The organism is Noviherbaspirillum sp. UKPF54, assembly GCF_007874125.1.
Taxonomy (GTDB): Bacteria; Pseudomonadota; Gammaproteobacteria; order Burkholderiales; family Burkholderiaceae_D; genus Noviherbaspirillum.
The window spans coordinates 3,837,479-3,861,710 of record NZ_CP040128.1; the positions used below are offsets into that span (position 1 = coordinate 3,837,479).

The window sequence follows — 24,232 nt, forward strand, 5'->3', positions numbered from 1 at the left end:
TGCCGGCGGCCAATCCGCCAGCACATGAGGCGCAGACCCGGATATTAGAGAAATGCTGTTTGCATTCAAGCAACCAGATCAAGAAATCCTTTCTTGATGGTATTGATTGCGGGTGTCAGCCGGCGGCGATGCGGCGCGGCTGCACGGGCGGCGTCTCCTGCGCCGCATCCAGCGTCCCCTCGCGGAACTTGAACACGCTGATTACTTCGGCCAGGCTGTGCGCCTCGTCCTGCATGCTTTCAGCGGCGGCCGCGGCCTGCTCCACCAGCAGCGCGTTCTGCTGCGTGACTTCGTTCATCTGCGCGATCGCGCTGTTGACCTGGTCAATGCCTTCGCTCTGTTCGCGGCTGGCGGCGGTGATCTCTTCCATGATGTCGGTCACGCGCCTGATGCTGGCGACAATGTCGTCCATCGTCGCGCCGGCCTGATCGACCAGCTGGCTGCCGCTGGCGACCTTTTCCACCGAGTCGCCGATCAGCGCCTTGATTTCCTTGGCCGCCGCCGAGCTGCGCTGCGCCAGATTGCGCACTTCGGTCGCCACGACCGCAAAGCCCCTGCCCTGCTCGCCTGCGCGCGCGGCTTCGACCGCCGCATTCAGCGCCAGGATATTGGTCTGGAACGCGATGCCGTCGATGACGCCGATGATGTCGACGATCTTTTTCGACGAGTCGTTGATCGATCCCATGGTCTGAATCACCTGCGCCACCACGTCGCCGCCCTTGGTCGCCACTTCCGACGCCGATGCCGCCAGCCGGTTGGCCTGGCGCGCGCTCTCGGCGTTGCGGCCGACGGTGTCGGTCAGATGCTTCATGGTCGATGCGGTATCGGCCAGCGAACGCGCCTGGATATCGGTGCGGCCGGACAGGTCGGAGTTGCCTGCTGCGACTTGGCCGGACGCGGCCGCAATCGTATGCGCGCCCAATCGCACCTGCTCGGCCGTGCGCGCCAGGCTGGCATTCATGTCCGTCAGCGCCTGCATCAGCTGCCCGGTCTCGTTGCGGTTCCTGACCTCGATGCGGGTGGTCAGGTCGCCGGCGGCCACCGACTGCGCGACCTTGATCGCATGGTTCATCGGGCGCGTGATGCTGCGCGAGACGAACAGGCAGATGGTGAGCAGCACGCCCATCGTAACGAACGCGAAGATCAGGAAGTTGAACGAACGCTTCATCACCATCGCATTGATCTTGTCGAGATAGACGCCGGAACCCACGACCCAGCCCCAGGGGGCGAAGCCTTTAACGTACGACACCTTCTCGACATCGGTCTCGCTGCCCGGCATCGGCCACAGGTAGAACACGAAGCCGGCATCGTGCGCCTTGACGGTGGCAACGAATTCCATGAACAGCCGCTTGCCTTGCGGGTCCTTGTTCTGCGAAAGGTCCTTGCCCTCCAGTTCGGGCTTGATCGGATGCATGACCATGCGCGGCTGCATGTCATTGATCCAGAAGTATTCGCCGTCGCCATAACGGAAGGCGCGGATCGCCTCGATCGCATTGCGCTTGGCATCCGCTTCGCTGATCACGCCCTGCGTCGCCAGATTATGGTTGTACACAAGAATATTGTGGGCCGCCTCGACTGCCTGCCGCACGCTGCTCTTGCGTTCCTCCAGCACCAACCCGCGCTCGGTGACGACAAAGAAGGCGATCAGGGCAGCGATGCCCAACGCGGCGGTCAAGGCCAGCACGCCCAACTTTTTGCTGATCGTAAACGTCATGTTGGAAAACATCGGGGGTCTCCTTGTGGATGAGGGATAGGCTTGGCATGCGCTGCCAGGCCGGCTGTGTTGCGGTACTCGGGAAGAGGAAAAATATTTCCAATTAGCAATACCCCTACCTTAAGTAGGGTGCCTTACAACCGGATTACAACAAGTTGATGTTTACATAAAGAAAGTTAACTTGAATCAACTAATCCCGATTCAGCCGCGTAAAATGGTGCAACCTCCGGACTGGCCGGTCCAGCGGCGGCAGTTCGCCGCCCGGACAGCAGTCGCTCCGTCACGAAGGCGCACGTCGCATGGGAGTCCCCCGCTTTCCCGGCGCGGCGCGTCGAGGGAGAATGGGCGGTTTACCAAAAAGTACTTCATGACGAGGGCAGGATGGGTTCCAAGTTTGACGCAATCCGCGACATGCGCGCCGACCAGGCGCCGGCGCCTTCCGCCCTGTGGTCGGTGCGCACCTTCCTGGTCTGCCTGATCCTCGCCTGCCTGCTGCCGGGGCTCATCGGCGCGGCCGCGCTCTTCATCCACGACTACCGCAACAACCGGGCGCAACTGGAAAAGAACACCATCCTCACGGCGCGCGCACTGGTGCAGACCGTCGACAGCTACCTGATGCGTTCGCAAGCGGTGGCGCAATCGCTGTCGACCTCGCGCGCCCTGGCCAGAGGCGACCTCGCCGAATTCCACCGTCAGGCGCGCGAACTGCTGGCCGCGACGGCGCCGGGCACCAACATCGTACTGAGCGACACCCGCGGGCAGCAACTCGTCAACACGTTGCATGAATATGGCGCCGCGCTGCCGCGCCACGGCAACGACGATCAAGTGCGCCGCGTCCTGGAAACAGGCAAGCCCGCCGTTTCCAATCTCTTTGTCGGCCCCGTAATGCACCGTCCCGTCGTGAGCGTCGACGTGCCGGTCGTCATCGGCGGCAAGGTCACCTATGTCTTGAGCGTCGGCGTGCTGCCGCAGCAGTTCAATGAGATCCTGCGCAGCCAGGGCTTGCCGCAGGACTGGATCGCCGCGATCTTCGACACCACCGGCACCATCGTGGCGCGCACCCATGCCGCCGACCAGCTCGTCGGGCAAAAGGGAACGGCCGAGTACATCCGGCGCATCCAGGCCATCGGCGAGGGTTCGATGGAAACCACCACCGTGGATGGCACGCCGGTGCTGTCGGCCTTCAGCCGCTCGCCCGCGACGCGCTGGAGCGTCGGCATCGGCATTCCGCGCCACAGCCTGGAAGCGGCAACGCAGGGCTCGCTGGTCCTGCTTGCGTTCGGCATGTCCGGCCTGTTCTTCCTCGGCCTGGTGCTGGCTTGGATCACCGGCGGACGCATCGCGCGTTCGGTGCAGGCGTTGACCGGCCCGGCGCTGGCGCTGGGAGCAGGCGAAGCGGTTCCCGCGCCGCGCGTGGATATCCTGGAAGCGGCCGAAGTGGCCAATGCCATCGCGACCACCTCCGAACTGCTGTCGCGTCGCACGACCGAGCGCGACCTGGCGCGGCAAGAGCTGGAAAAGCACCGCGAGCACCTGGAAGCCGAGGTCGCCGAGCGCACCGGAGCGCTGGAAGATGCGATGGCGGCCCTGGCCGAAAGCGAACGCTTCATCAAGGCGATCGCCGACAACGTCGCCGGTCTGGTCGCCTACTGGGACAAGGATTTGCGCTGCCGTTTCGCCAACCAGCCCTACGTCGAATGGTTCGGCAGGGCGCCGCAGCAAATGCTGGGCATGCGCTTCGAGGACGTGCTGGGCGAAAGCGTGTACCGCATCAGCGAGCCGTATGCGCGCCGGGCGCTGGCCGGCGAGCGCCAGTCCTTTTACCGCAGCCAGATCAAGCCCTCGGGCGAGGTCGGCCACACCTGGATCACCTATATTCCCGACAGCGATGAAACCGGCGCGGTGCGCGGCTTTTACGCCCTTGCGGCGGACGTCACCGAGCTCAAGCAGGCCGAGCTGCGCCTGCAGGAGATGAACGAGGAAATGGCGCAGGCGCGCGACCGCGCCGAGGCCGCCAGCCGCGCCAAGAGCGAATTCGTGGCCAACATGAGCCACGAGATCCGCACGCCGATGAACGCCATCCTCGGGTTGTCGAGCCTGCTGGAAGACACGCCCCTGGGAGAGCAGGAGCGCGACCACGTCGCCAAGATCAAGATATCGGCCCGCTCGCTCCTGGGCATCCTCAACGACATCCTCGACTTTTCCAAGATCGAGGCCGGACGGCTGGAGCTGGAGCGCACGCCGTTCGCGCTGGAGGAAGTGCTGCGCAACACCTTCGTCATCGTGTCGGCCAATGCGCGCGACAAGGGCATCGCCACCTCCTACCACATCGCTCCCGAGGTGCCCGCCACGCTCCTCGGCGATCCCCTGCGCCTGCAGCAGGTGTTGCTGAACCTGGCCGGCAACGCGGTGAAGTTCACCGAGCACGGCAAGGTGACCGTGAGCGCGCGCCTGCTGGCCGCGTCCGACGCCGCGGTGACGCTGGAATTCTCGGTGCGCGACACCGGCATCGGCATCGCGCCGGAACACCACGAGCGATTGTTCGAGGCGTTTTCGCAGGCCGACAATTCGACCAGCCGGCGCTTCGGCGGCACCGGCCTGGGCCTGACCATCAGCAACCGGCTGGTCGGCCTGATGGGCGGCGCCGTGACATTCACCAGCATGCCCGGCCGCGGCAGCGACTTCCGCTTCACCGCCGTCTTCGGCATCGCGGAAAAAACCTGCGCCGACGCGTCGCCGGCCGAGCGCCTGGCGGGTTTGCGCGTGCTGCTGGTGGAAGACAATGAAATCAGCCAAAAGGTAGTCGCCCAGATCCTACGCCGCGCCGGCGCCGCGATGGTAGCCGCCGCCGACGGCGCCGCCGCGATGGCCCTGCTGCGCCACGATGGCGCGCGTTTCGACGCGATACTGATGGATATCCGCACGCCGGCCGTCAACGGCTTCGAGACGGCCCGCCTCATCCGCAACGAATTGAAGCTGGCTCTGCCGGTCGTGGCGATGGGCAGCGCCAGCGACGCGGCCGAACGCGAGCGCGCGCGGCAGGCCGGCATGGATGCCCATATCGCCAAGCCGATCGATGCCGGCACGCTAGTGAGCACGCTGGCGGCGCTGGTATCCGAATCGCAGCATGTCTAGCTTGCAATGCAACCGGAAACAGCCTGTTTTCTACACCTTCCCTGATGCCGCTCACAACGCATTTGCGCCAGGAGCGTGAAATGCCTATTTCATCGGTGCGACGGCCGCCCGCCGCGCCGGCGGTCTCTACCAAGAAGGAACGACATGCTAGTGCAACCCTATCTATTCTTTGACGGCCGCTGCGAAGAGGCCCTCTCGTTCTATCGCGATGCGCTCGGCGCCGAAGTAACGTCGCTCATGCGCTTCAAGGATAGTCCGCAGCCTCCCGAGTCCGGCTCGATGCCGCCGGGCTTTGAGGACAAGGTGATGCATGCGAGCCTGCGCATCGGAGAAACCACGCTCATGGCATCGGACGGCCATTGCCTGGGCCAGCCCAGCTTCCAGGGATTTGCGCTGTCGCTGACCGCAGCCGATGACAGCGCCGCCGACAAGGCCTTCGCCGCGCTGGCCGACGGTGGCCAGGTGCAGATGCCGATGGCCAAGACCTTCTTTGCGTCGCGCTTCGGCATGGTGGCAGACCGTTTCGGCGTGTCCTGGATGGTGCTGACGGCGCACTGAACATACCGTGCAGGGCGTTGCCGCCCAGCCCGCTTTCCGGCGCAGCCCTTCCGCGCCATTCCCTATCTCTTGCAGCCCGTCCTCTTCCTGCGGATATTTGACCGTCTTCATAAAAATGACGGAAAACGCGCTTGAGCTAGAGATGGCACAACAAAATTTATTCCATGGCGAGTTAAGTTTCTGGAAACGTTCTCACTATAACAACTGTCAAATTTGGATAAATTCGACACTAGGAGATATCTGCATGGCCTCCAATCTAAAGTCCGCAAGACAAGCCATTGAAGCGGAACTCGCGCATGCCAAACAAGGCGCCGCCTATTACGCAACGCGCGTGGAAGCGCTGGAAACCGCGCTACAGCAACTTGACAGCGTGGAAGCCGGTACCGCGAGCTCGACCAGGACGGCAAACGCACAGACCGGCGCGGGCAGCCTGAAAAAGAATGGCGCGCGCACGCGCCGCCGGATACGCGCCGCAAGCACCAACGGCAACGGCGCATCGCTGGCCGCAGCCAAGCGCAGCCGCAAGGCACGTTCCACGACCGGAACGAGCCGTTCGGACGACAGCCTCTTCACCGGCGGCGATTTCTGGCTCAGCCTGGTCAGCGAACAGCCGCGCTCGGCCGTCGATATCGCCAACGCGGCCATCGAAACACTGGGCATTTCGCCGGACCAGAAAGACAAGATTCAAAAACTGAAACAGCGCGTGTCGCCCGCGCTTGCGGGCCTGGTGTCATCGCACAAGATCAACGACTCCGGCTCCGGCCGCGAGCGCCGCTTCTTCAAGAGCGGACAGGCCGGCGCGCACTGACGCCTGCGGGACTATCGCGGGCGCCGGAATGCGTCCGCTATCCATGCCTCGGCGCTGGCATTGTTCAGCCTGAAGGTCGGCGCCACACGCACCTGCGCGAGCAGCGTGCCAGCCTCGTCGTATGCGGCCAGCGTCGCGTAGGCGTGATCCTCCTCGGGCACGATATCGAGCGTGACCGTCACCGTCGCCGCCCCTGCCGACACGATGACGCGCCTGTGCAGCATCGCGTGCATCTGCTGCTCGTGCCGCCTGCGCACCTCGGACGCACTCTTGACCAGGGCGGCAAATGCGGTGGCGTCCAGCGGCCGGGGCCCCGTCTTGTCGCGCCCCGCCGTCCATGGACCGACAAACACGGGTTCCGCCTCGCCATCCCTGATCATCGCCACCGCCCAGCCGCCGCCATCCTCGTTCTTGACCACGCGCGCAATCCAGCCGCCCTCGCACCACAGGTGCGGCTCCCGGATTGACGACTCGAGTTCGGCGGCGGGTTCATCCGGTACATACACCGGCGTGACGGTCGGCACAGCGGGCATTTCCGTCGTTACCGCATCGATCGATTGAACAGCCTCTTCCGCAGTCGAGAACGCGAGTTCCAGCTGATAAGGGCAGGCGAAGGTTTTCCGTTTCATTTTCTGCATTTGTACGGCCACGACGACGCCGGCCGGCGGTGCGCGATGAAACAGGATGCGAGCGCAAGCTGCACCCCGACGATGGTTCTGTATTGCATGGATAGGCAAATCGTACCGGATTGCATTTGACGGTGCGCATGCGCAAGAGGTTCGCGCGCCGCAGGCAGACCACACCGACCACCTGGAGACCCTCCATTTTCAAGAACCTGACTTGTATCAACGAATACCGAGAAGGCTGCACCACGCACTTCAGAAAACGTGAACACTTCCGTTTTCAGCGAAAGCAGGCGTCTATGCCACGCCTTGTCTTTGATCATGCTCCAAAATCTCATGCTCTCCCCAATTGCCATTTCTCCCTGTACCTTGATGCCCGCCGCCACAGCCCGCAGCCATGAGAGCCGCCCCCCGGCGTCGCCCGAAACCCTGATCGCATCGCTGGTGGCGCATCTGCGCGACAAAACCCTGGATGATGCGCAATGTGTGCTGGCAATCAAGGCCATGCTCCACGAGGCACTGGTCGGCTGATTATCCGCTGACTGCCGAAAAACGTTGAAAGCCACGGCGCGGACATCCGCTCCGCCATCGCGACTGGGTGCTCGTCGTCATTGCATATATGCAGCATGACAGCCGCCGTCATCAAAAAGTGAGAACCTGCTAACAAATTCCGGTCTAAAACTTACTTCTGCAGTTTCTGAAGCGTCCATTATTTCATCTGAAGGAGCGAGCATGAAGAAGTTACCTATAGCAATCTTTCTTTCGCTGATCGGAATCGCATCGCAATCGTTCGGCCAGACCACCACCACGACCACGACCAAGGACGATGCGGCCAAAAGCAGTGCGACGCCGTCGTCGGGCACGGATGCCTCGTCCGGCTCCTCCGGGACATCCGGAACCGTGACCACGACGACTACGACCGTCAAACCGTCGAAGAACGACACTTCATCGTCGGGGTCGTCCGGCACGGACAGCAGCGGCAGCGCGGGCACCACGCCGGACAGCAGCACGTCGGGCACCGGCAGCACGAGCGGCGGCTCCAGCGGAACCTCGGGCTCGAGCAGCACGCCAGACAGCACCACCACGGGAACGAGCAGCACTTCGGGTACAAGCGGTACCTCGGCTCCTTCGGGCAGCTCGGACACATCCAGCTCCAGCACCAGCAGTCCCAGCCTGAACGTGCCGCCGCCACCGGACTACAGTAACCGGGGCAGTTCCGGCTCCTCGTCATCCAGCACGACCGGCACGGGCAGCACCACCTCCGGGACATCCGGGACGGATTCCTCTGGTACGAGCGGTTCATCCAGCGGCAGCATGGACAACAGCACTTACGACAAGAGCCAGCAGCCAAGCAAATCCGGCACATCGCAGTAAGCCGGGAGAGGCAACATCCAGCGGGCGGCCGAGCGGCCGCTCGCCCAACATGACTGCCGGCCGCATTTGCGGGCGGCCATTTTCTTGCCGGGCATTTGCCCGGCTTTCGTCACAGCCGAGCCGGCATGCTTTTCTGTATATAAACATTTCCCAAAGAATGCTCCAGCTTTGGGAAGTCGCGAAAAATTGTTCCGCATCAATTTCGCGTGCTTGACGGCATTCGGCCACTGCGGCCAAGATTATCGGCTCGAACTGCCTGCCATCCAGCGTGGCAAGTGAAGTGCCGCGTGGACAAATGCGTAACCGGGAAATACACTGTCCTGCAGCAAAGACGAGTATCTATATAACAACAAGTGCCCCATTCCTTCATTTATTTTTCCGGAGACAAGCGTGCCAGGTTTACTCCCCAATGTTGATCGCGACGGACTGCTCGAATACTCGGTGGTGTATACCGACCGCGCGGTCAACCACATGTCCCAGCTTTTCCAGGGAACGATGCGCGACATTTCCGCCATCCTGAAAAAGGTCTACAACGCCCGCTCGGTGGCAGTCGTGCCGGGCAGCGGCACGTTCGGCATGGAAGCCGTCGCGCGCCAGTTCGCAACGAAAAAGAAATGCCTGGTGATCCGCAACGGCTGGTTCTCTTTCCGCTGGTCGCAGATCTTCGACATGGGCGGCATTCCTTCCGAAACGGTCGTGCTCAAGGCGCGTCCGGTCGAAGGCGGGCGCCAGGCGGCGTTCGCGCCGGCGCCGATCGAGGAAGTGGTGGCGGCCATCCGCGAGCACAAGCCAGACCTGGTGTTTGCACCACACGTGGAAACCGCTTCCGGCATGATGCTGCCCGACGCGTACCTGCGCGCAGTGGCGGATGCGGTGCATGCGGTCGGCGGCATGTTCGTGCTCGACTGCATCGCCTCCGGCACGATCTGGGTCGACATGCAGGCCACCGGCGTCGACGTGCTGATCAGCGCGCCGCAAAAGGGATGGAGCGCGTCGCCCTGCTGCGCGCTGGTGATGCTCGGCGCGACAGCGCGCGAACGGATCGATGCGACCACCAGCACCAGCTTCGCCTGCGACCTGCGCAAGTGGCTGCAGATCATGGAAGCATACGAGAACGGCGGCTTCGCCTACCATGCCACCATGCCCACAGACGCGCTGACATCCCTGCGCGACGTGATGAAGGAAACCGAAGCCTACGGCTTCGACAAGGTGCGCGCGGAACAGCAGGAACTGGGCCGCCAAGTGCGTGCGCTACTGGCAAACAAGGGCTTCAAGAGCGTCGCCGCGCCGGGCTTTGAAGCGCCGGGCGTGGTAGTCAGCTACAGCGACGACGATGGCATACGCTCCGGTAAGAAGTTCGCCGATGCCGGCTTGCAGATTGCGCCCGGCGTGCCGCTGCAGTGCGACGAAGGCGACGACTTCAAGACCTTCCGCCTCGGCCTGTTCGGCCTCGACAAGCTGCACCATGTCGACCGCACGGTCGACACGCTGGCCGCCGCGCTGGACCGCATTTTCTGATTTCCGCCATACCCGCCGGCTCCCGTCAACGCGGGAGCCGGCGCTTCGCTTCACTCCCCCAGTTCGATCAGCAAGTCCTTGGCCGCCACCACTGCGCCCGGCCGCACATGGATGTGCTTGACCACCGCATCCCGTTCGGCACGGATCATGGTTTCCATCTTCATCGCCTCGATCGACACCAGCGGATCGCCCTTGGCCACCTTCTGCCCGGTCTTGACGGCCACTGTCACCACCATGCCTGGCATCGGCGCGCCGACGTGATGGGCGTTGCCGTCCTGCGCGCGCGGATGCGTGACCTGTTTGACGGCGCCGGCGCGGTCTATGCGCACCATGCGCGCCTGGCCGTTGAGCTCAAAGAACAGCTTGCTCTGGCCTTCCTCCTCCAGCTCGGTGCGGCCCTGCAGACGGATCACCAGCGTCTTGCCCTGGTCGATGTCGACCGAGATTTCCTGCCCTTCCTTCAAGCCGTGGAAGAACACCGAGCTCGGCAGCACGCTCACGTCGCCGTACTGACGGCGATGCTCGGCGTAGTCGCGGAACACCTTCGGATACATCAGGTACGACGCCAGCTCCTGCTCGGAAATTGACCGTCCCACCGCCTTTTCCGCCTCGGCCTTGGCCTGCGCCAGGTCGACCGCCGGCAGGTTGGCGCCCGGGCGTCCCGCCATCGGCTTGCCGCCCTTGAGCACCTTCTTTTCCAGCGCCTTGGGGAAGCCGTCCGGCGGGAAGCCGAGCTCGCCCTTGAACAGCGAAATGACCGACTCGGGAAATGCGATTTCCTTGTCCTGGTTCTGCACGTCGGCGGGCGTCAAGTCGTTGGCCACCATGAACAAGGCCATGTCGCCCACCACCTTGGAGGTCGGCGTCACTTTCACGATGTCGCCGAACAGTTGATTGACATCGGCATAGGCCTGCGCCACCTCGCTCCAGCGGTGTTCGATACCCATCGCGCGCGCCTGCTCGCGCAGGTTGGTGTACTGCCCGCCGGGCATCTCGTGGCGGTACACATCCGACGTGCCGGAGCGCATGTCCGCCTCGAACGGCGCGTACTGGCGGCGCACGCCTTCCCAGTACTGGGAGATCGCGAACATCGCCGGCCGGTCCATGCCCGGGTCGCGCCCGGTGCCGGCCAGCGCCGCCGCGATCGCGCCGAGGTTCGGCTGCGAGGTCAGCCCGCTCATCGCATCCATAGCGCCGTCGACCGCGTCGCAGCCCGCTTCCACCGCGGCCAGCACGGTGGCGGCCGAAATGCCGCTGGTGTCGTGCGTATGGAAGTGGATCGGTAGGCCGACCTCTTCCTTCAAGGCCTTGATCAGCGCGCGCGCCGCATGCGGCTTCGCCACGCCGGCCATGTCCTTGATGCCGAGGATGTTGACGCCCGCCTTTTCCAGTTGTTTCGCCATGTCGACGTAGTACTGCAGGCTGTACTTCGGGCGCGCCGCGTCGAACGGGTCACCCGTGTAGCATATCGCGCCCTCGCACAAGGCGCCGGATTCGCGCACCGCATCGATCGCCACGCGCATGTTGTCCACCCAGTTGAGCGAATCGAACACGCGGAACAGGTCGACGCCGCCGGCGGCCGCCTGCCGCACGAAGTGCTGCACGACGTTGTCGGCGTAATTGGTGTAGCCGACCGCGTTGGAGGCGCGCAAGAGCATCTGGAACAGGATGTTGGGAACCTGCTCGCGCAGTTGCGCCAATCTCTCCCACGGGTCTTCCTTCAAAAAGCGCATTGCCACGTCGAACGTCGCGCCGCCCCAGCATTCCATCGAAAACAGGTTGGGCAGCATGCGCGCGTAATACGGCGCAATCGCCAGCATGTCGGCGGTGCGCATGCGGGTGGCGAACAGCGACTGGTGCGCGTCGCGCATGGTGGTGTCGGTCAACAGCACCTGCGGCTGCTCCTTCATCCATTGCGAGAACTTATCGGCCCCCAGCTCCTTCAGCTTGTCGCGCGTGCCGGGCAGGATAGGCGCGGAACGGCGCACGGCGGGCAAAAGCGGTGCCGGCAGCACGCCGTCGATGGCCTTGCGCCCCTTCATTTCCGGGTTGCCATTGACGACCACGTCACCGACGAAGCGCAGCAGGCGCGTGGCGCGATCGCGCCGTTTGGCGAACTGGAACAACTCCGGCGTGGTATCGATGAAGCGCGTGATGCATTCGCCCGACTTGAACAGCGGGTGGTTGATCACGTTTTCCAGGAAAGGCAGGTTGGTCGATACGCCGCGGATGCGGAATTCGCGCAAGGCGCGGTCCATGCGGGCGATCGCCTCGTCCGAGGTCGGCGCCCAGGCGGTGACCTTCACCAGCAGCGAGTCGTAGTACGGCGTGATCACCGCGCCGGAGTAGGCGGTGCCGCCGTCGAGGCGCACGCCGAAACCGGCCGCGCTGCGGTAGGCGACCAGGCGGCCGTAGTCTGGCGTGAAATTGTTTTCCGGGTCTTCGGTCGTGACGCGGCATTGCAGCGCATGGCCGTTCAGGCGGATGGCATGCTGCGCCGGAATGCCCGCGCCGTGCTCGTCGGTTTCACCGATTTTGACGCCCTCGGACACGCGGATCTGCGCCTTGACGATATCGATGCCGGTGACTTGCTCGGTCACGGTGTGCTCGACCTGGATGCGCGGATTGACTTCGATGAAGTAGAACTTGTTGGTGTCGGCATCCATCAGGAATTCGACGGTGCCGGCGTGCGTGTAGTTGACCGCGCGTCCCAGGCGCAGTGCGGCGTCGCACAGTTCGGCGCGGGTGGCGTCATCGAGATAGGGGGCCGGCGCGCGTTCCACCACTTTCTGATTTCTCCGCTGCACCGAGCAGTCGCGCTCGAACAGGTGCACCAGATTGCCGTGCTTGTCACCCATCAGCTGCACCTCGACGTGGCGCGCGCGGCGCACCAGCTTTTCGAGATACATCTCATCGTTGCCGAAGGCGGCTGCCGCTTCGCGCCGCGCCACTTCCAGCTGGCCAGGGAGATCGGCTTCCGATTCGATCACGCGCATGCCGCGCCCGCCGCCGCCCCAGCTGGCCTTCAACATCAGCGGATAGCCGATGTCGGCGGCCATTTTCTTTGCTTGCTCGATATCGCGCGGCAGCGCGCTGGTAGCCGGCATCACCGGCACGCCGGCCGACACCGCCGCATTGCGCGCGGCGACCTTGTTGCCGAGCGTGCGCATGACTTCCGGCTTGGGGCCGATGAAGACGATGCCGTTGGCGGCGCAGGCTTCGGCGAAATCCGGGTTCTCCGACAGGAAGCCGTAGCCGGGGTGAATCGCGTCGACTTCAGCTTCTTTTGCGATGCGGATGATGTCGTCGATGTCGAGGTAGGCCGCGATCGGCTTCTTGCCTTCGCCGACGAGATAGCTCTCGTCGGCCTTGAAGCGGTGCAGCGCAAAGCGGTCTTCGGCGGCGTAGACGGCGACCGTGCGGATGCCGAGTTCGGCGGCAGCGCGCATGACCCGGATGGCGATCTCGGAGCGGTTGGCAACGAGGATTTTCCGGATCGGATGAGGACGTTGGTGTGGCGTGGTCATGGTGGTCAAGGTTGGTAAGGAATGTGAAAGCCTCGGCCATTATTGTGGAGAGCCACAACCCGCACAATTGAATTTTCTTCATCGCTGCCAGCGAGGCCGCCGCATTCCCGGACGCTGAAAAAAAGCAGCGCGGGGGCGCCACGCGACGCAATTACTGCAGCCGCTCCACCAGGAAATCGACGAAAGTGCGCACCTTGGCCGACAAGTGCTTACGGCTGGGGTACAGCGCATAGATACCCAGCTCCGCCGACGGATAATCGGCCAGCACCTGGACCAGCCGCCCGGCCGCGAGGTCGTCGGCGACGATGAACAGCGGCTGGAAGATCAGGCCGGCGCCGCTGATGGCGGCCAGCCGCAGCATGTCACCGTTGTCCGCCTTGATCGCGCCGGCAATCGGCACGGCGCGCTCCGCGCCGGCGGGGTCGTGCATGCGCCATTCGTCGCCGCTGTTGGTGTAGGTGTAGCCCAGGCAGGAATGGCCGGCCAGCTCATCCGGCGTTTTCGGCGTGCCGTGGCGCTGCAGGTAGGCGGGCGAGGCGCAGACGACGGCGCGGTCGCCGCCCAGCTTGCGCGCGATCAGGCCCGATTCGGGCAGCGCACCGATCCGCACCGCCAGATCGAAGCCTTCCTCGACCAGGTCGACGCGCCGGTCGCTCAGCGACAGGTCGAGCCGCACTTCCGGGTAGCGCTGCACGTAATCCGCCACCAGCGGGCCGAGCCGGTGCTGGCCGAAGGCCAGCGGCATGGTGATCTTCAGCGTGCCGCGCGGCGCGGCCGACAAGTGCCCGGCCACCTGCTCGGCTTCGGCCACGTCGGCCAGGATCTGCACGCAGCGCTGGTGGAACGCCGAGCCCGATTCGGTCACGCTCAGGCGGCGCGTGGTGCGGTTCAACAATCGCGTGCCGAGGTGGTCTTCCAGGCTGCTCACGTATTTCGAGGCCATCGCCTTGGACATGCCGAGGCGGTCGGCGGCGCCGGCGAAGCTGCCGGCCTCGATCACCGCGACAAAGACTTTCATGCTCGCAAAGATATCCATACCGCACCACCGTCAACTTAAAAGAAACAATCTATCAATCCAAACCGGATTTATCAATGAAAGGCAAACAAATATAGTGTTTCCAACGGCAGCACACACCGTGCCCGCCGCAAGAGCACATCACCGATCAAACATTTGGACGAAAGGGGCATCTCATGGAAATCACCATCATTGGCGCAGGCAACATGGCTTCGGGACTGGTCAAGCAACTGGCGAAAGCCGGCCACCGGATTCGCGTCACCGCACGCAGCAACGACAAGGCGCAGGCACTAGCCACGGCTTATCCGAACGTGACCGCCGTTCCCGCCGCGCAGGCGGCAGGCGGCGCGGACGTAGTGATCGTCGCCACGGCCTATGCGGACGCCGTGCCGGCGCTGCGCGCGCTGGGCAGCCTCGACGGCAAGGTGGTGGTGGATATCACCAACCCGCTCACCGCCGACTACATGGGCTTGACCATCGGTCACACCACCTCCGCCGCCGAGGAAATCGCGCGCGCCGTGCCGGGCGCCGAGGTGGTCAAGGCCTTCAATACCGTGTTCGCGCAAGTGCTGGCCAACGGCCCGACGCTGGCCGGCGGCGCGCAGGTGCCGGTGTTTGTCGCCGGCGACAGCGAACGCGCGCGCCAGACCGTCAAGGCGCTGGCCGAGAGCATCGGCTTCAAGCCGGTCGACGCCGGCCCGCTGAAAAATGCGCGTTACCTCGAACCGCTGGCCGGGCTCAACATCTATCTCGGCTACGGCGCGGGACTGGGCACCGGCATCGCGCCGGCCTGGATCGGCGGCTGAGAACGCCTCCGCCGCGCCGGCCGGGAAAGGTGTAACGTAGAACACCTGCCGCCTGGCCGGCTTGATGACAGCTTTATCAGGAGTACCGATGATGACCCGCTTACCGACCCTGTTCCTTTCGCACGGCTCGCCGATGCTGGCCATCGACGACAGTCCGGCGCGCCGTTTCCTGCAAAACCTCGGGAAGCAACTGCCGCGCCCGCGCGCCATCCTGGTCGCGTCCGCGCACTGGGAAACGATGGGCGGCCCGGCCGTCGGCCTGACGGCGCAGCCGCAAACCATCCACGACTTCGGCGGTTTTCCGGCGGCGCTGTACGCGCTGCAGTACCCGGCGCCGGGCGCGCCGGAGGTCGCAGCGCGCGCGGCCGAGCTGCTCAAGCAGGCCGGCTGGACGGTGGGCGGCAGCGAAACGCGCGGCCTCGATCACGGCGCCTGGGTGCCGCTGCGCCTGATGTATCCGGAAGCGGACATCCCGGTGGCGCAAGTGTCGGTGGTGCGCGGCGTCGGCCCGGATGGGCATGAAAAGCTGGGGCGGGCGCTGGCGGGCCTGCGCGAGGAAGGCGTGCTGGTCATCGGTTCCGGCTCGCTCACGCACAACCTGTACGAATTCCGCGGCCAGGGCATCGACGCGCCGGTGCCGGCCTGGGTCAGTGAATTCGGCGACTGGATGCTGGCCGCGCTGAGCGATGGCCGGCGCGAGGCGCTGCTGGACTACCGCAAGCAGGCGCCGCACGCGGCGCGCAACCATCCGACCGAAGAGCACCTGCTGCCGCTATTCGTCGCCCTGGGCGCCGCCGGCGAAAACGCGCAGGCACAAAGGCTGCATTCGAGTCATGAATACGGCGTGCTGGCGATGGATGTCTACGCCTTTTCCTGACGCCCGCAGTTGCCGTGACAGATTAGCGGGAGCATGAGATGGACAAGCCGCACAAAGACCACACAACGCAGCAGCAGCGGCGCGCCGATCGCATGGCGCGCCTCATCGTGTCGATCATGAGCCTGCTCGGCGCATTGGGGCTGCTGGCGCTGGTGGCTTTTCCGCTGCACTACCTGCGGTAGCGGGCCGCGCTTAGAGCCTGCTTGAAAGCGGCCCGCTTGCGACGTTGTCAACCAGGCCCTTACCGGTCGACCTCGAAGGCGGGGCCGGTCTCGAAAAAATTACCGCCTGCGATGTAATGGATGCTGCGCGGAGTCCCTTCCTCGAACACCCAATGGCCATCGCGGAAGGCGCGCGGATCGGCCCAAGCGGCGACGATTTCGCCGAGAAACAGGTCGTAGCGCTGCTGGATGTGCGGCTCCGCAATCACGCGGCATTCCAGCCAGCCGAGGCAACCGTCGAGCAGGGGCGCCCCGATCGTTTCGGCGGCGAATGTCGCCAGCCGGTACTCCGTGAACTTGTCATGCTCGCGCCCGGACACCGAGCCGACCGCCAGCGTCGCCTGCGCCATCTGGCGCGACGGGATGTTCAGGGCGAATTCCCCCGATGCCTCCACCAGTTCGCGCGTGCGCGTGCTGCGGTCGATGACGACTGCCACCTTCGGCGGCGAGAAGTCGAGCGGCATCGACCAGGCGGCCGCCATCACATTCGTGGCGCCGCCGTGCGCGCTGCTGACCAATACGGTCGGACCGTGGTTCAGCAGGCGATAGGATTTGGACAGTTTGACGGGGAGGCGATGGGACATGGGCATTCCGGGCGGGATGGACTGAAAGTGGGGATTATGCACCGCCGCGTCAGACCAGTTCGAGGAGGGCGCCATTGGGGGCGACCCGGGTCATTTGCGCAATCGGCATCACCTTCGTTTTCCCGGTGGCTTCCTCGATGAACAGCCACTCGCCGGCAATGCCGGTCACCACGCCACGATATTGCGCCACTTCGTCCGAGGCGCACCGGCCGGCCACGTCGCGGCGGAACGCGACCGTATCGCCCACACGAATCTTGCTCATTGTGTCACTCCGAAATATTGACGTCCGGATAGACAGCTTCCATTAAGCAATGTTTCAGCGATGCACAGGAAACGGCGGGCAGCGTGCCACAACCGTCATCCGGCTTTGCCTTCGCCGTGGGATGCCCAGAGGATGGATGTACATTGCTCCTGCGGCACCGGCTTGCTGAAGTAGTAACCCTGGTAGGAATCGCATTTCAGCGAGCGCAGGAAGTCCAGCTGCTGGGGCAGCTCCACGCCCTCGGCAACCAGTTCCAGGTCCAGGCTCTTGGCCAGGGAAATCACCGCGGTGACGATGGCCGCGTCGTCCGGGTCGGTGTGAATGTCGCGCACGAAGGAACGGTCGATTTTCAGGGTGCGCACCGGGAAACGCTTCAGGTAGGCCAGGCTCGAATAGCCGGTGCCGAAGTCGTCCAGCGCGATGGCCACCCCCATGCCGGCGATCTGGTGCAACGTCTGGACCGCTTCGTCGGGGCGGGTCATGAGCATGCTTTCGGTGATTTCCAGCGCCAGCCAGCGCGGTTCCAGCCCGCTGTCGTCGAGCGCGGCGCGCACTACCTGGGCCAGGTTCTTTTGCCGGAACTGGCGCGCCGAAATGTTGACCGCCATGACCAGCGGGGGCAGCCCCGCCTCCTGCCATGCCTTGTTTTGCATGCACGCGGTACGCAGAATCCATTCGCCGATCGCGTCGATCAGCCCTGTTTCTTCCGCCAGCGGGATGAACTGGTCGGGCGGAACCAGCCCCTCCCCGGGAGGATGCCAGCGCACCAGCGCTTCCACGCCGAGTATGCGTCCGCTGTGCACGTCGACCTGCGGCTGGTAATGCAGCAGCAGTTCGCCGTTGGGCAGGGCGCGCCGCAGGCGGTTCTCTAGCTTGAGCCGCTCGGCGGCGCGCGCGCCCATGTCGTGCGAATAGAAGGCGCAGTTGTGGCCATCCCGCTTCGCGTGGTGCATGGCGACGTCGGCGTTTTTCAGCAAGGTCTCGCTGTCGGCGCCGTCATCCGGGTACACGGCGATGCCGGCGCATATCGAAAGGAACACCTCCTCACCTTCCGCCTGCAGCGGCTGCGCAAACGCATCCTGGATGTCGTTGGCGAGCCGGAGGATGGCCGCGCGGTCGGCGAGTATTTCCATGACCGCGAATTCATCGCTGCCGGGGCGCGCCAGCAGACAGCTTTCCGGCAGGCTCTCGCTCAGCCGCTCGCCGACCGCCTTGAGTATCCGGTCGCCGGCGCGATGCCCGAAGGTGTCATTGACTTCCTTGAAGCGCACGACATCCAGCAAAATGAGCGCGACCTTCATGTTCTCCCGGTCGGCGCGCGCCATCGCCTGCGCAAGATGCAGGTCGGTGCGGTGGCGATTGGGCAGCCCGGTCAAGGCATCGTATTGCGCCAGGCGAACCAGGTGCTCCTCGTAATGCTTGCGCTCGCTCACGTCGCGGATGATGCTGGAAACGATCACCCCTTCATCGGTTACCAGCGGCGTCAGGCTGACTTCGACCGGAAATTCCGTGCCATTCTTGCGCTGGCCGATCAGGGAACGCGCCGTACTCTTGTGCATCGGGCGCAGCTGTTCGATGTACCTCGCTCCCAGCTCGACATGCTCGGCACGACAGCGCTGCGGCATGAGCATTTCAACCGGATTGCCGATCAGCTCGTCGCCGCTGAAGCCGAACATCCGTTCCGCCTGGGCATTGGCGAACACGATGTGCCGTCCTGCATCGACGATCACGATCGCGTCGGTCGCCGCTTCGAGCAGGTCGCGGTACTTCTGCTCGGTGCGCAGGCGCACATCGAGCATCGCGTTGAACTGGCGCGCCACGTCTTCGATTTCGCGCGGGCCAGAGACCGGCGCGCGGCAGCTCAAGTCGCCGCCGGCCACCGCCTTGGCCGCGCCGGCGATGTGCATGACCGGCAGGACCATGCGGCGCCCGAGGATATAGGCCAGCCCGCCGGCCAGCAGGACCAGCAGCAGCAGCGCGCCGCCGGCGCCGGCGGCGCGCGCCAGGATCTGGTCGAGCAACTCCGGGGACGGCACGCTGCTGATCACCGACCACTCGGTTCCCGCCACCGGGGCAAAACCGTAGATCCTGGCGCCGTCGCGCCCGGACAGCCAGATCCGGCCCTGCTTTTCCAGGCTGGCGCGGCGCGCGATCTCCGGTTCCGGAAAGGGGCGGCCGATCCACTGTTGCGACGTGTCGGAACTGGCAACGACGGTGCCGTTGGCCTCGACAATGCTGAGTACCGTCCCGGCCGGAAGTTTCGCGTTGCCCGGCAACAGCCGGTAGTTGGCCAGGTCGATGGGCAAGCCGATGGCGCCGATGAACCGGCCTTGCCCGTCCTTGATCGGATAGGCGAGCACCGACACCCACTTCCCGCTGATCGGGCCGACATGCGGATGGCCGGCGACATAGCGGTTGGCTTGGGCGACCTGCGGGAACCATGCCGCGTTGGCCACGGACGCGACGTGGCCGGCGCGCTGCGGCAGCGCCGAGCACACCACCCGGCCGGCCTTGTCGGCGATGGCGATGTTGGCAAACTGGGGAAGGAAGTTCCTGAAATCGCGCAGGATGCCGTCGCAATCGGCCGCATTAAGCGCCTGCACCTTGGGACGCTGCGCGAGCCCGGCCAGCAGAAAGCCGGAATCGCGCACCAGCCGTTGCGCGTCCGCTGCGGCAATCTGGGCCAGCGAAAGTGTCAGCGCGCCAGCGCCGTCGACGCCGCGCCGGATGCTCGATTGCAGGGAATACGCCCACAGGACCGCCATCGGAACAGCAATGGCCAGTACCAGCGCAAGCAAATATCGTCGGATAGGCCAGCTATTCGCCATCAAGAGCTAAGGAGGAACTCGTTCAAATTGACGCATGTCAAGCAATTGATATGCCTAGGAGCAACCGGCGTCATCGGCGCGCCGAGCCGCCTTGGGGCCAAATCATTTACCACAGAGTACACGCACTCTCATTTTCAGGAAATATCGAGAACGAATTCATTCCTGCTTTTGGGAACGGGTGTATCACCGCCGCCACACGCTCAATAATCGGAAGTAATCGTCAGGTGATAAGGAATCGCCCCGCATGCATGGCGGTTCTGCCACAGCGTGTTGACCATTGCATGTTCCGACACGCCCAGGTGCTGCGCCATCGCCTGGGTGCCCAGCACGGTGGCGGCGCGGATGGCGCGTTCTTCCTTGCTGTCGCGCAGGATGAATTCGTGGCGGTCGATCCGGGCGGCCAGCTCGGGCGCAAAGCGCAGCACTTTGATGGAGCGCATCACGCGCGGCATCTGGTAGCTGGCCGCGACCGTGACATCGCAGTCGACCTGGATGCCCTGCTCCATCAGGTAGCCGGCATACCACATGACCGCGAGCTGGGCGCGCATCAGGTAGGGATCCTGGCCGTAAGCCATCGGAAAGCGCTTGGCCAGCCGCTCGGCATCGTCGGAGGTAAGCCGGCCGGCGTTGCCGGCGGCGACCAGTTCGGCGGCGGCCTGCTCCAGCTGGTCGCCGGCCAGCACTTCGCGCAGGAATTGCGCGCGCCGGCGCGGCATGGGAATGTCGCCCAGGGCATCGATCACCGCCTGCTCCGCGCCGGAGCCGAGACGCTCGCGCAGCCAGACCGGCGTCAATTCGTCGCCCCAGAGATGGTCAAAGGCAGCTTTGAGGCCGTGCGCGCCTCCCTCGTTGCCCCAGTGGTAGCGCGCCATCCCTTCCGGGGTCGGCGTCCAGAACATGAAGTTCACGCTGTTCAACGCGATGCTGTAGGCCGCCGCGCCTTGCGGCGTCTGGCCGGCGGGCTTGCCGAACAAGCCGACACTCAGATGGCTGAAGCGGTCGGCGCGCGCCGGCAGCCGCGCAATCGCCTCGGTATCGATGGCCACGAGTTCGGGGCAGTAATCGAGGCGGGCCTGGGCGAGCAGGCGTTCTTTGGCGGTTTGCGGCGTGGACATGCGGATTCCTTGATGTTGCTCAAGAATAAGAATACCCGAGGCCGGTACTTGCTTGCCAGCATTCTTCATGACAAGGCGCTGACCATATCAAATAACCAACCCCTCTCATTTGTGACAAAAACGCACAAATCAAGTGACAAAACCGCTCGCCAATTGACTTTTTGAACGCATATACTTTTTCCCAATCATTCATCCTGTACGACTGTATCCGTGGCTATTCAGGCAATCCTCTTTGACGCTTACGGCACCCTGTTCGACGTGTATTCGATCGGCAGGCTGGCGGACAAGCTGTTTCCCGGTCAAGGCGACGCGCTGGCGGCGCTGTGGCGCGCCAAGCAAATCGAATACACGCAGCTGCGCACCCTGTGCTCGACCTACAAGCCGTTCTGGGAAGTGACCCAGGATGCGCTGGTGTTCAGCTGCAAGAAGCTGGGGCTGGACCTGACGCTGGATGCGCAGCAGGCGCTCATGTCGGAGTATGCGAAGCTGCCGCCTTTTCCGGAAAGCATCGCCGTGCTGGAGCAATTGCGCGAGCGAGGCTTGCGCCTTGCGGTTCTGTCGAACGGCAATTCGCAGATGCTGGAAGCCGTCGTGAAGGCGGCCGGCATGCAGGCGCTGTTTTCCCACGTGCTGTCGGTCGACAGCGTCCAGAAATACAAGACCGCACCGGAGGCGTACCAGATCGGCACCGACATGCTGGGCACCGGCGCGAAGAACATCCTTTTCGTTTCCAGCAATGGCTGGGACGTGTGCGGAGCGACCTGGTTCGGCTACAAGACGTTCTGGGTCAATCGCGCCACCGCCCCGATGGAGGAGCTCGGCGTGACGCCGTACGGGCAGGGCAGGTCGCTCGTCGATCTGCCGGCCTTCGTCGAACACGAGCGCGAGCACTCATGAGGCGCACCGCACGGGATACGCAGGCTCCGTTTTTTTAGTTGATTTTCAATCATCGCAACGACATACGAGGACACACATGACTGCACGCACCGCTTGCCACCGTCTCCAGGTGGCCACCGTTCTGTACCGCTTCATCGAAGACCAGGTCCTGCCCGGCACCGGCATCGACAGCGCCGCCTTCTGGAAGGGCTTCGACGCCATCGCCCACGACCTGGCGCCGAAAAACGCCGCCCTTCTGGCCGAGCGTGACCGCCTGCAGACCGAGCTGGACAACTGGCACCGCGCCCATCCGGGCCCGATCGCCGACATGGCCGCCTACAAGGGCTTTTTGCAATCGATCGGCTACCTGCTGCCGGCGCCGGGCGAGGTCAAGGCGACCACCGCCAATGTCGACGCCGAACTGGCGCTGCAAGCCGGCCCGCAGCTGGTGGTGCCAATCCTTAACGCACGCTATGCGCTGAATGCCGCCAATGCGCGCTGGGGTTCGCTGTACGACGCGCTGTACGGCACCGACGCACTGCCGGAAACCGACGGCGCCACCAAGCTCGGCGCCAACGGCGAAGCCTACAACCCGGTGCGCGGCGCCAAGGTGATCGCCTTCGCCCGCAACTTCCTCGACCAGAGCGCGCCGCTGGCCAAGGGCTCGCACGCCGATGCGACCGGCTACCGCGTGGAAGGCGGCAAGCTGGCCGTCGCCCTGAAGGACGGCAGCGTCACGGGCCTGGCGGACGAAAAGAAATTCGTCGGCTACCAGGGCGATGCCAATGCGCCGACCGCAATCCTGCTGAAGAATAACGGCCTGCACATCGACATCCAGATCAACCGCGCCACCAAGATCGGCGGCCAGGACGCCGCCGGCGTTTCCGACGTGATCGTGGAAGCCGCGCTGTCGACCATTCTCGACCTGGAAGACTCGGTCGCGGCGGTCGACGCCGAAGACAAGGTGCAAGCCTATGGCAACTGGCTCGGCATCCTGCAAGGCACGCTGGTGGAAAGCGTGTCCAAGGGCGGCAAGACCTTCGACCGCACCCTGAACGCCGACCGCCGGTACACCGCAGGTGTCGGCGCGACCGATGCCAAGGATGGCGTGGTCACGATGCACGGCCGCTCGCTCCTGTTCCTGCGCAACGTCGGCCACCTGATGACCAACCCGGCGATCCTGCTGGACGGCGGCCGCGAAATCCCCGAAGGCATCCTGGACGCCGTCGTCACCGTGACCATCGCGCTGCATGACTTGAAGCGCAAGCCCGGCCAAGCCATCGGCAACTCGCGCACCGGCTCGGTGTACATCGTCAAGCCGAAGATGCACGGTCCGGCGGAAGTCGCGTTTGCCGGCGAACTGTTCGGCCGCGTCGAGCAGCTGCTCGGCCTGCCCGCCAACACCGTCAAGCTCGGCATCATGGACGAGGAACGTCGCACCAGCGTGAACCTGAAGGCCTGCATCAAGGAAGCGGGCGCCCGCGTGGCATTCATCAACACCGGCTTCCTGGACCGCACCGGCGATGAAATGCACACCGCGATGCACGCCGGAGCGATGATGCGCAAGGGCGACATGAAGACCAGCAAGTGGCTGACCGCCTACGAGCGCAGCAACGTGCTGACCGGCCTGTCCTCCGGCCTGCGCGGCCGCGCCCAGATCGGCAAGGGCATGTGGGCCATGCCCGACCTGATGGCCGCCATGATGGAGCAGAAGATCGTCCATCCGAAGGCCGGCGCCAACACCGCCTGGGTGCCGTCGCCGACGGCCGCCACGCTGCACGCACTGCACTATCATCAAGTGGACGTGTTCGCGATCCAGCAAGAGCTGGAAAAGATCGACGCGCCGGCCGAGATCGAGCGCCTGTTGAACGATTTGCTGCAGATTCCGGTGGTCGCCGAAGCGAAGTGGTCCGCCGCCGAGATCCAGCAGGAACTGGACAACAACGCGCAAGGCATCCTCGGCTACGTAGTGCGCTGGGTCGACCAGGGCGTCGGCTGCTCCAAGGTGCCCGACATCCACAACGTCGGCCTGATGGAAGACCGCGCCACGCTGCGCATCTCCAGCCAGCACATCGCCAACTGGCTGCTGCACGGCGTCGTCACCAAGGAACAGGTGGAAGAAACGCTGCAGCGCATGGCCAAGGTGGTCGATGCGCAGAACGCGGGCGACCCGCTGTACCAGCCGATGGCCGGCAACTACGAGACCTCGTACGCCTATCGCGCCGCGCGCGACCTGGTGTTCAAGGGCCTGGAACAGCCCAGTGGCTACACCGAGCCGCTGCTGCACGCCTGGCGCCTGAAGGTCAAGGCGCAAGCCTGACTCTGTTCGGCACGGCGCGGGCGGCGGCCCGTGCCACTATGTTGAATATATGACATCGAAAACCCCTGGAC

20 protein-coding genes are annotated in these 24,232 nt (G+C 64.5%); 10 read left to right on the forward strand and 10 right to left on the reverse strand.

What is annotated here, in order from left to right:
- Positions 1-115 precede the first annotated feature (115 nt).
- Positions 116-1,726 carry a methyl-accepting chemotaxis protein gene (locus FAY22_RS17775; RefSeq protein ID WP_146331665.1) on the reverse strand — a complete coding sequence of 537 codons (1,611 nt, stop codon included), beginning with the start codon at positions 1,724-1,726 and terminating at the stop codon, positions 116-118.
- A gap of 369 nt (positions 1,727-2,095) precedes the next feature.
- On the opposite strand from FAY22_RS17775, the gene FAY22_RS17780 reads away from it, so the two are divergent.
- From FAY22_RS17780 to FAY22_RS17790, 3 genes are all read left to right on the forward strand, one after another.
- Positions 2,096-4,849, forward strand: a complete 2,754-nt coding sequence (locus FAY22_RS17780) for an ATP-binding protein (protein ID WP_146331667.1) — start codon at positions 2,096-2,098, stop codon at positions 4,847-4,849.
- Positions 4,850-4,993: 144 nt separating this feature from the next.
- Positions 4,994-5,407 (forward strand): VOC family protein, encoded by a 414-nt coding sequence (locus tag FAY22_RS17785; protein ID WP_146331669.1) that lies wholly within the window; start codon positions 4,994-4,996, stop codon positions 5,405-5,407.
- 244 nt (positions 5,408-5,651) lie between these two features.
- Complete coding sequence (locus FAY22_RS17790) at positions 5,652-6,215, forward strand: hypothetical protein (RefSeq protein WP_146331671.1); 564 nt, start codon at positions 5,652-5,654, stop codon at positions 6,213-6,215.
- 11 nt (positions 6,216-6,226) lie between these two features.
- Here FAY22_RS17790 and FAY22_RS17795 read toward each other — a convergent pair whose 3' ends face one another.
- Together FAY22_RS17795 and FAY22_RS17800 are read right to left on the reverse strand one after the other, a co-directional pair.
- Entirely contained in the window at positions 6,227-6,844 is a 618-nt protein-coding gene (locus FAY22_RS17795; protein WP_246860554.1) for a hypothetical protein, read from the reverse strand.
- Entirely contained in the window at positions 6,841-7,161 is a 321-nt protein-coding gene (locus FAY22_RS17800) for a hypothetical protein (protein ID WP_146331673.1), read from the reverse strand. Before FAY22_RS17800 ends, FAY22_RS17795 begins: the two co-directional genes overlap by 4 nt.
- On the opposite strand from FAY22_RS17800, the gene FAY22_RS17805 reads away from it, so the two are divergent.
- On the forward strand, positions 7,160-7,369 hold the full coding sequence (locus tag FAY22_RS17805) for a hypothetical protein (RefSeq protein WP_146331675.1): 210 nt from the start codon (positions 7,160-7,162) through the stop codon (positions 7,367-7,369). The two genes, FAY22_RS17800 and FAY22_RS17805, sit on opposite strands and share 2 nt — an antisense overlap.
- Before the next feature lie 77 nt (positions 7,370-7,446).
- Here the strand turns inward: FAY22_RS17805 and FAY22_RS17810 are convergent, their stop codons facing one another.
- Positions 7,447-7,998: a hypothetical protein gene (locus tag FAY22_RS17810; protein WP_146331677.1), complete on the reverse strand. Its 552-nt coding sequence runs from the start codon at positions 7,996-7,998 to the stop codon at positions 7,447-7,449.
- 604 nt (positions 7,999-8,602) lie between these two features.
- Here FAY22_RS17810 and FAY22_RS17815 point away from each other — a divergent pair.
- Positions 8,603-9,730, forward strand: coding sequence for an aminotransferase class V-fold PLP-dependent enzyme (locus FAY22_RS17815; RefSeq protein WP_146331678.1), 1,128 nt, complete (start codon positions 8,603-8,605; stop codon positions 9,728-9,730).
- A gap of 50 nt (positions 9,731-9,780) precedes the next feature.
- Here FAY22_RS17815 and FAY22_RS17820 read toward each other — a convergent pair whose 3' ends face one another.
- Positions 9,781-13,257, reverse strand: coding sequence for a pyruvate carboxylase (locus tag FAY22_RS17820; RefSeq protein WP_146331680.1), 3,477 nt, complete (start codon positions 13,255-13,257; stop codon positions 9,781-9,783).
- A 151-nt stretch (positions 13,258-13,408) separates the two neighbouring features.
- Entirely contained in the window at positions 13,409-14,275 is an 867-nt protein-coding gene (locus FAY22_RS17825; protein WP_210411848.1) for a LysR family transcriptional regulator, read from the reverse strand.
- A gap of 173 nt (positions 14,276-14,448) precedes the next feature.
- Here FAY22_RS17825 and FAY22_RS17830 point away from each other — a divergent pair, with 173 nt between their 5' ends.
- The 3 genes from FAY22_RS17830 to FAY22_RS22050 all read left to right on the forward strand — a co-directional run bounded on the left by FAY22_RS17830 (position 14,449) and on the right by FAY22_RS22050 (position 16,137).
- Positions 14,449-15,078, forward strand: a complete 630-nt coding sequence (locus FAY22_RS17830; protein ID WP_146331684.1) for an NADPH-dependent F420 reductase — start codon at positions 14,449-14,451, stop codon at positions 15,076-15,078.
- Between the two features lie 91 nt (positions 15,079-15,169).
- Positions 15,170-15,955 carry a dioxygenase gene (locus FAY22_RS17835; RefSeq protein ID WP_146333518.1) on the forward strand — a complete coding sequence of 262 codons (786 nt, stop codon included), beginning with the start codon at positions 15,170-15,172 and terminating at the stop codon, positions 15,953-15,955.
- Positions 15,956-15,993: 38 nt separating this feature from the next.
- Positions 15,994-16,137 carry a hypothetical protein gene (locus FAY22_RS22050; protein ID WP_168204874.1) on the forward strand — a complete coding sequence of 48 codons (144 nt, stop codon included), beginning with the start codon at positions 15,994-15,996 and terminating at the stop codon, positions 16,135-16,137.
- Between the two features lie 59 nt (positions 16,138-16,196).
- On the opposite strand, the gene FAY22_RS17840 is transcribed toward FAY22_RS22050, so the two are convergent.
- The 4 genes from FAY22_RS17840 to FAY22_RS17855 form a co-directional block, all read right to left on the reverse strand.
- Complete coding sequence (locus FAY22_RS17840; protein WP_146331685.1) at positions 16,197-16,760, reverse strand: flavin reductase family protein; 564 nt, start codon at positions 16,758-16,760, stop codon at positions 16,197-16,199.
- 49 nt (positions 16,761-16,809) lie between these two features.
- Positions 16,810-17,022: a hypothetical protein gene (locus tag FAY22_RS17845; protein ID WP_146331687.1), complete on the reverse strand. Its 213-nt coding sequence runs from the start codon at positions 17,020-17,022 to the stop codon at positions 16,810-16,812.
- Between the two features lie 95 nt (positions 17,023-17,117).
- Positions 17,118-19,820, reverse strand: a complete 2,703-nt coding sequence (locus tag FAY22_RS17850) for an EAL domain-containing protein (protein WP_168204875.1) — start codon at positions 19,818-19,820, stop codon at positions 17,118-17,120.
- Positions 19,821-20,050: 230 nt separating this feature from the next.
- Entirely contained in the window at positions 20,051-20,965 is a 915-nt protein-coding gene (locus FAY22_RS17855; RefSeq protein ID WP_168204876.1) for a queuosine salvage family protein, read from the reverse strand.
- 210 nt (positions 20,966-21,175) lie between these two features.
- Here FAY22_RS17855 and FAY22_RS17860 point away from each other — a divergent pair, with 210 nt between their 5' ends.
- Both FAY22_RS17860 and FAY22_RS17865 read left to right on the forward strand, forming a co-directional pair.
- A complete protein-coding gene (locus FAY22_RS17860; RefSeq protein WP_146331693.1) occupies positions 21,176-21,862 on the forward strand; it encodes a haloacid dehalogenase type II in 687 nt (228 codons plus the stop codon).
- A gap of 76 nt (positions 21,863-21,938) precedes the next feature.
- A complete protein-coding gene (locus tag FAY22_RS17865) occupies positions 21,939-24,161 on the forward strand; it encodes a malate synthase G (RefSeq protein ID WP_146331695.1) in 2,223 nt (740 codons plus the stop codon).
- The last annotated feature ends 71 nt before the right edge of the window (positions 24,162-24,232 follow it).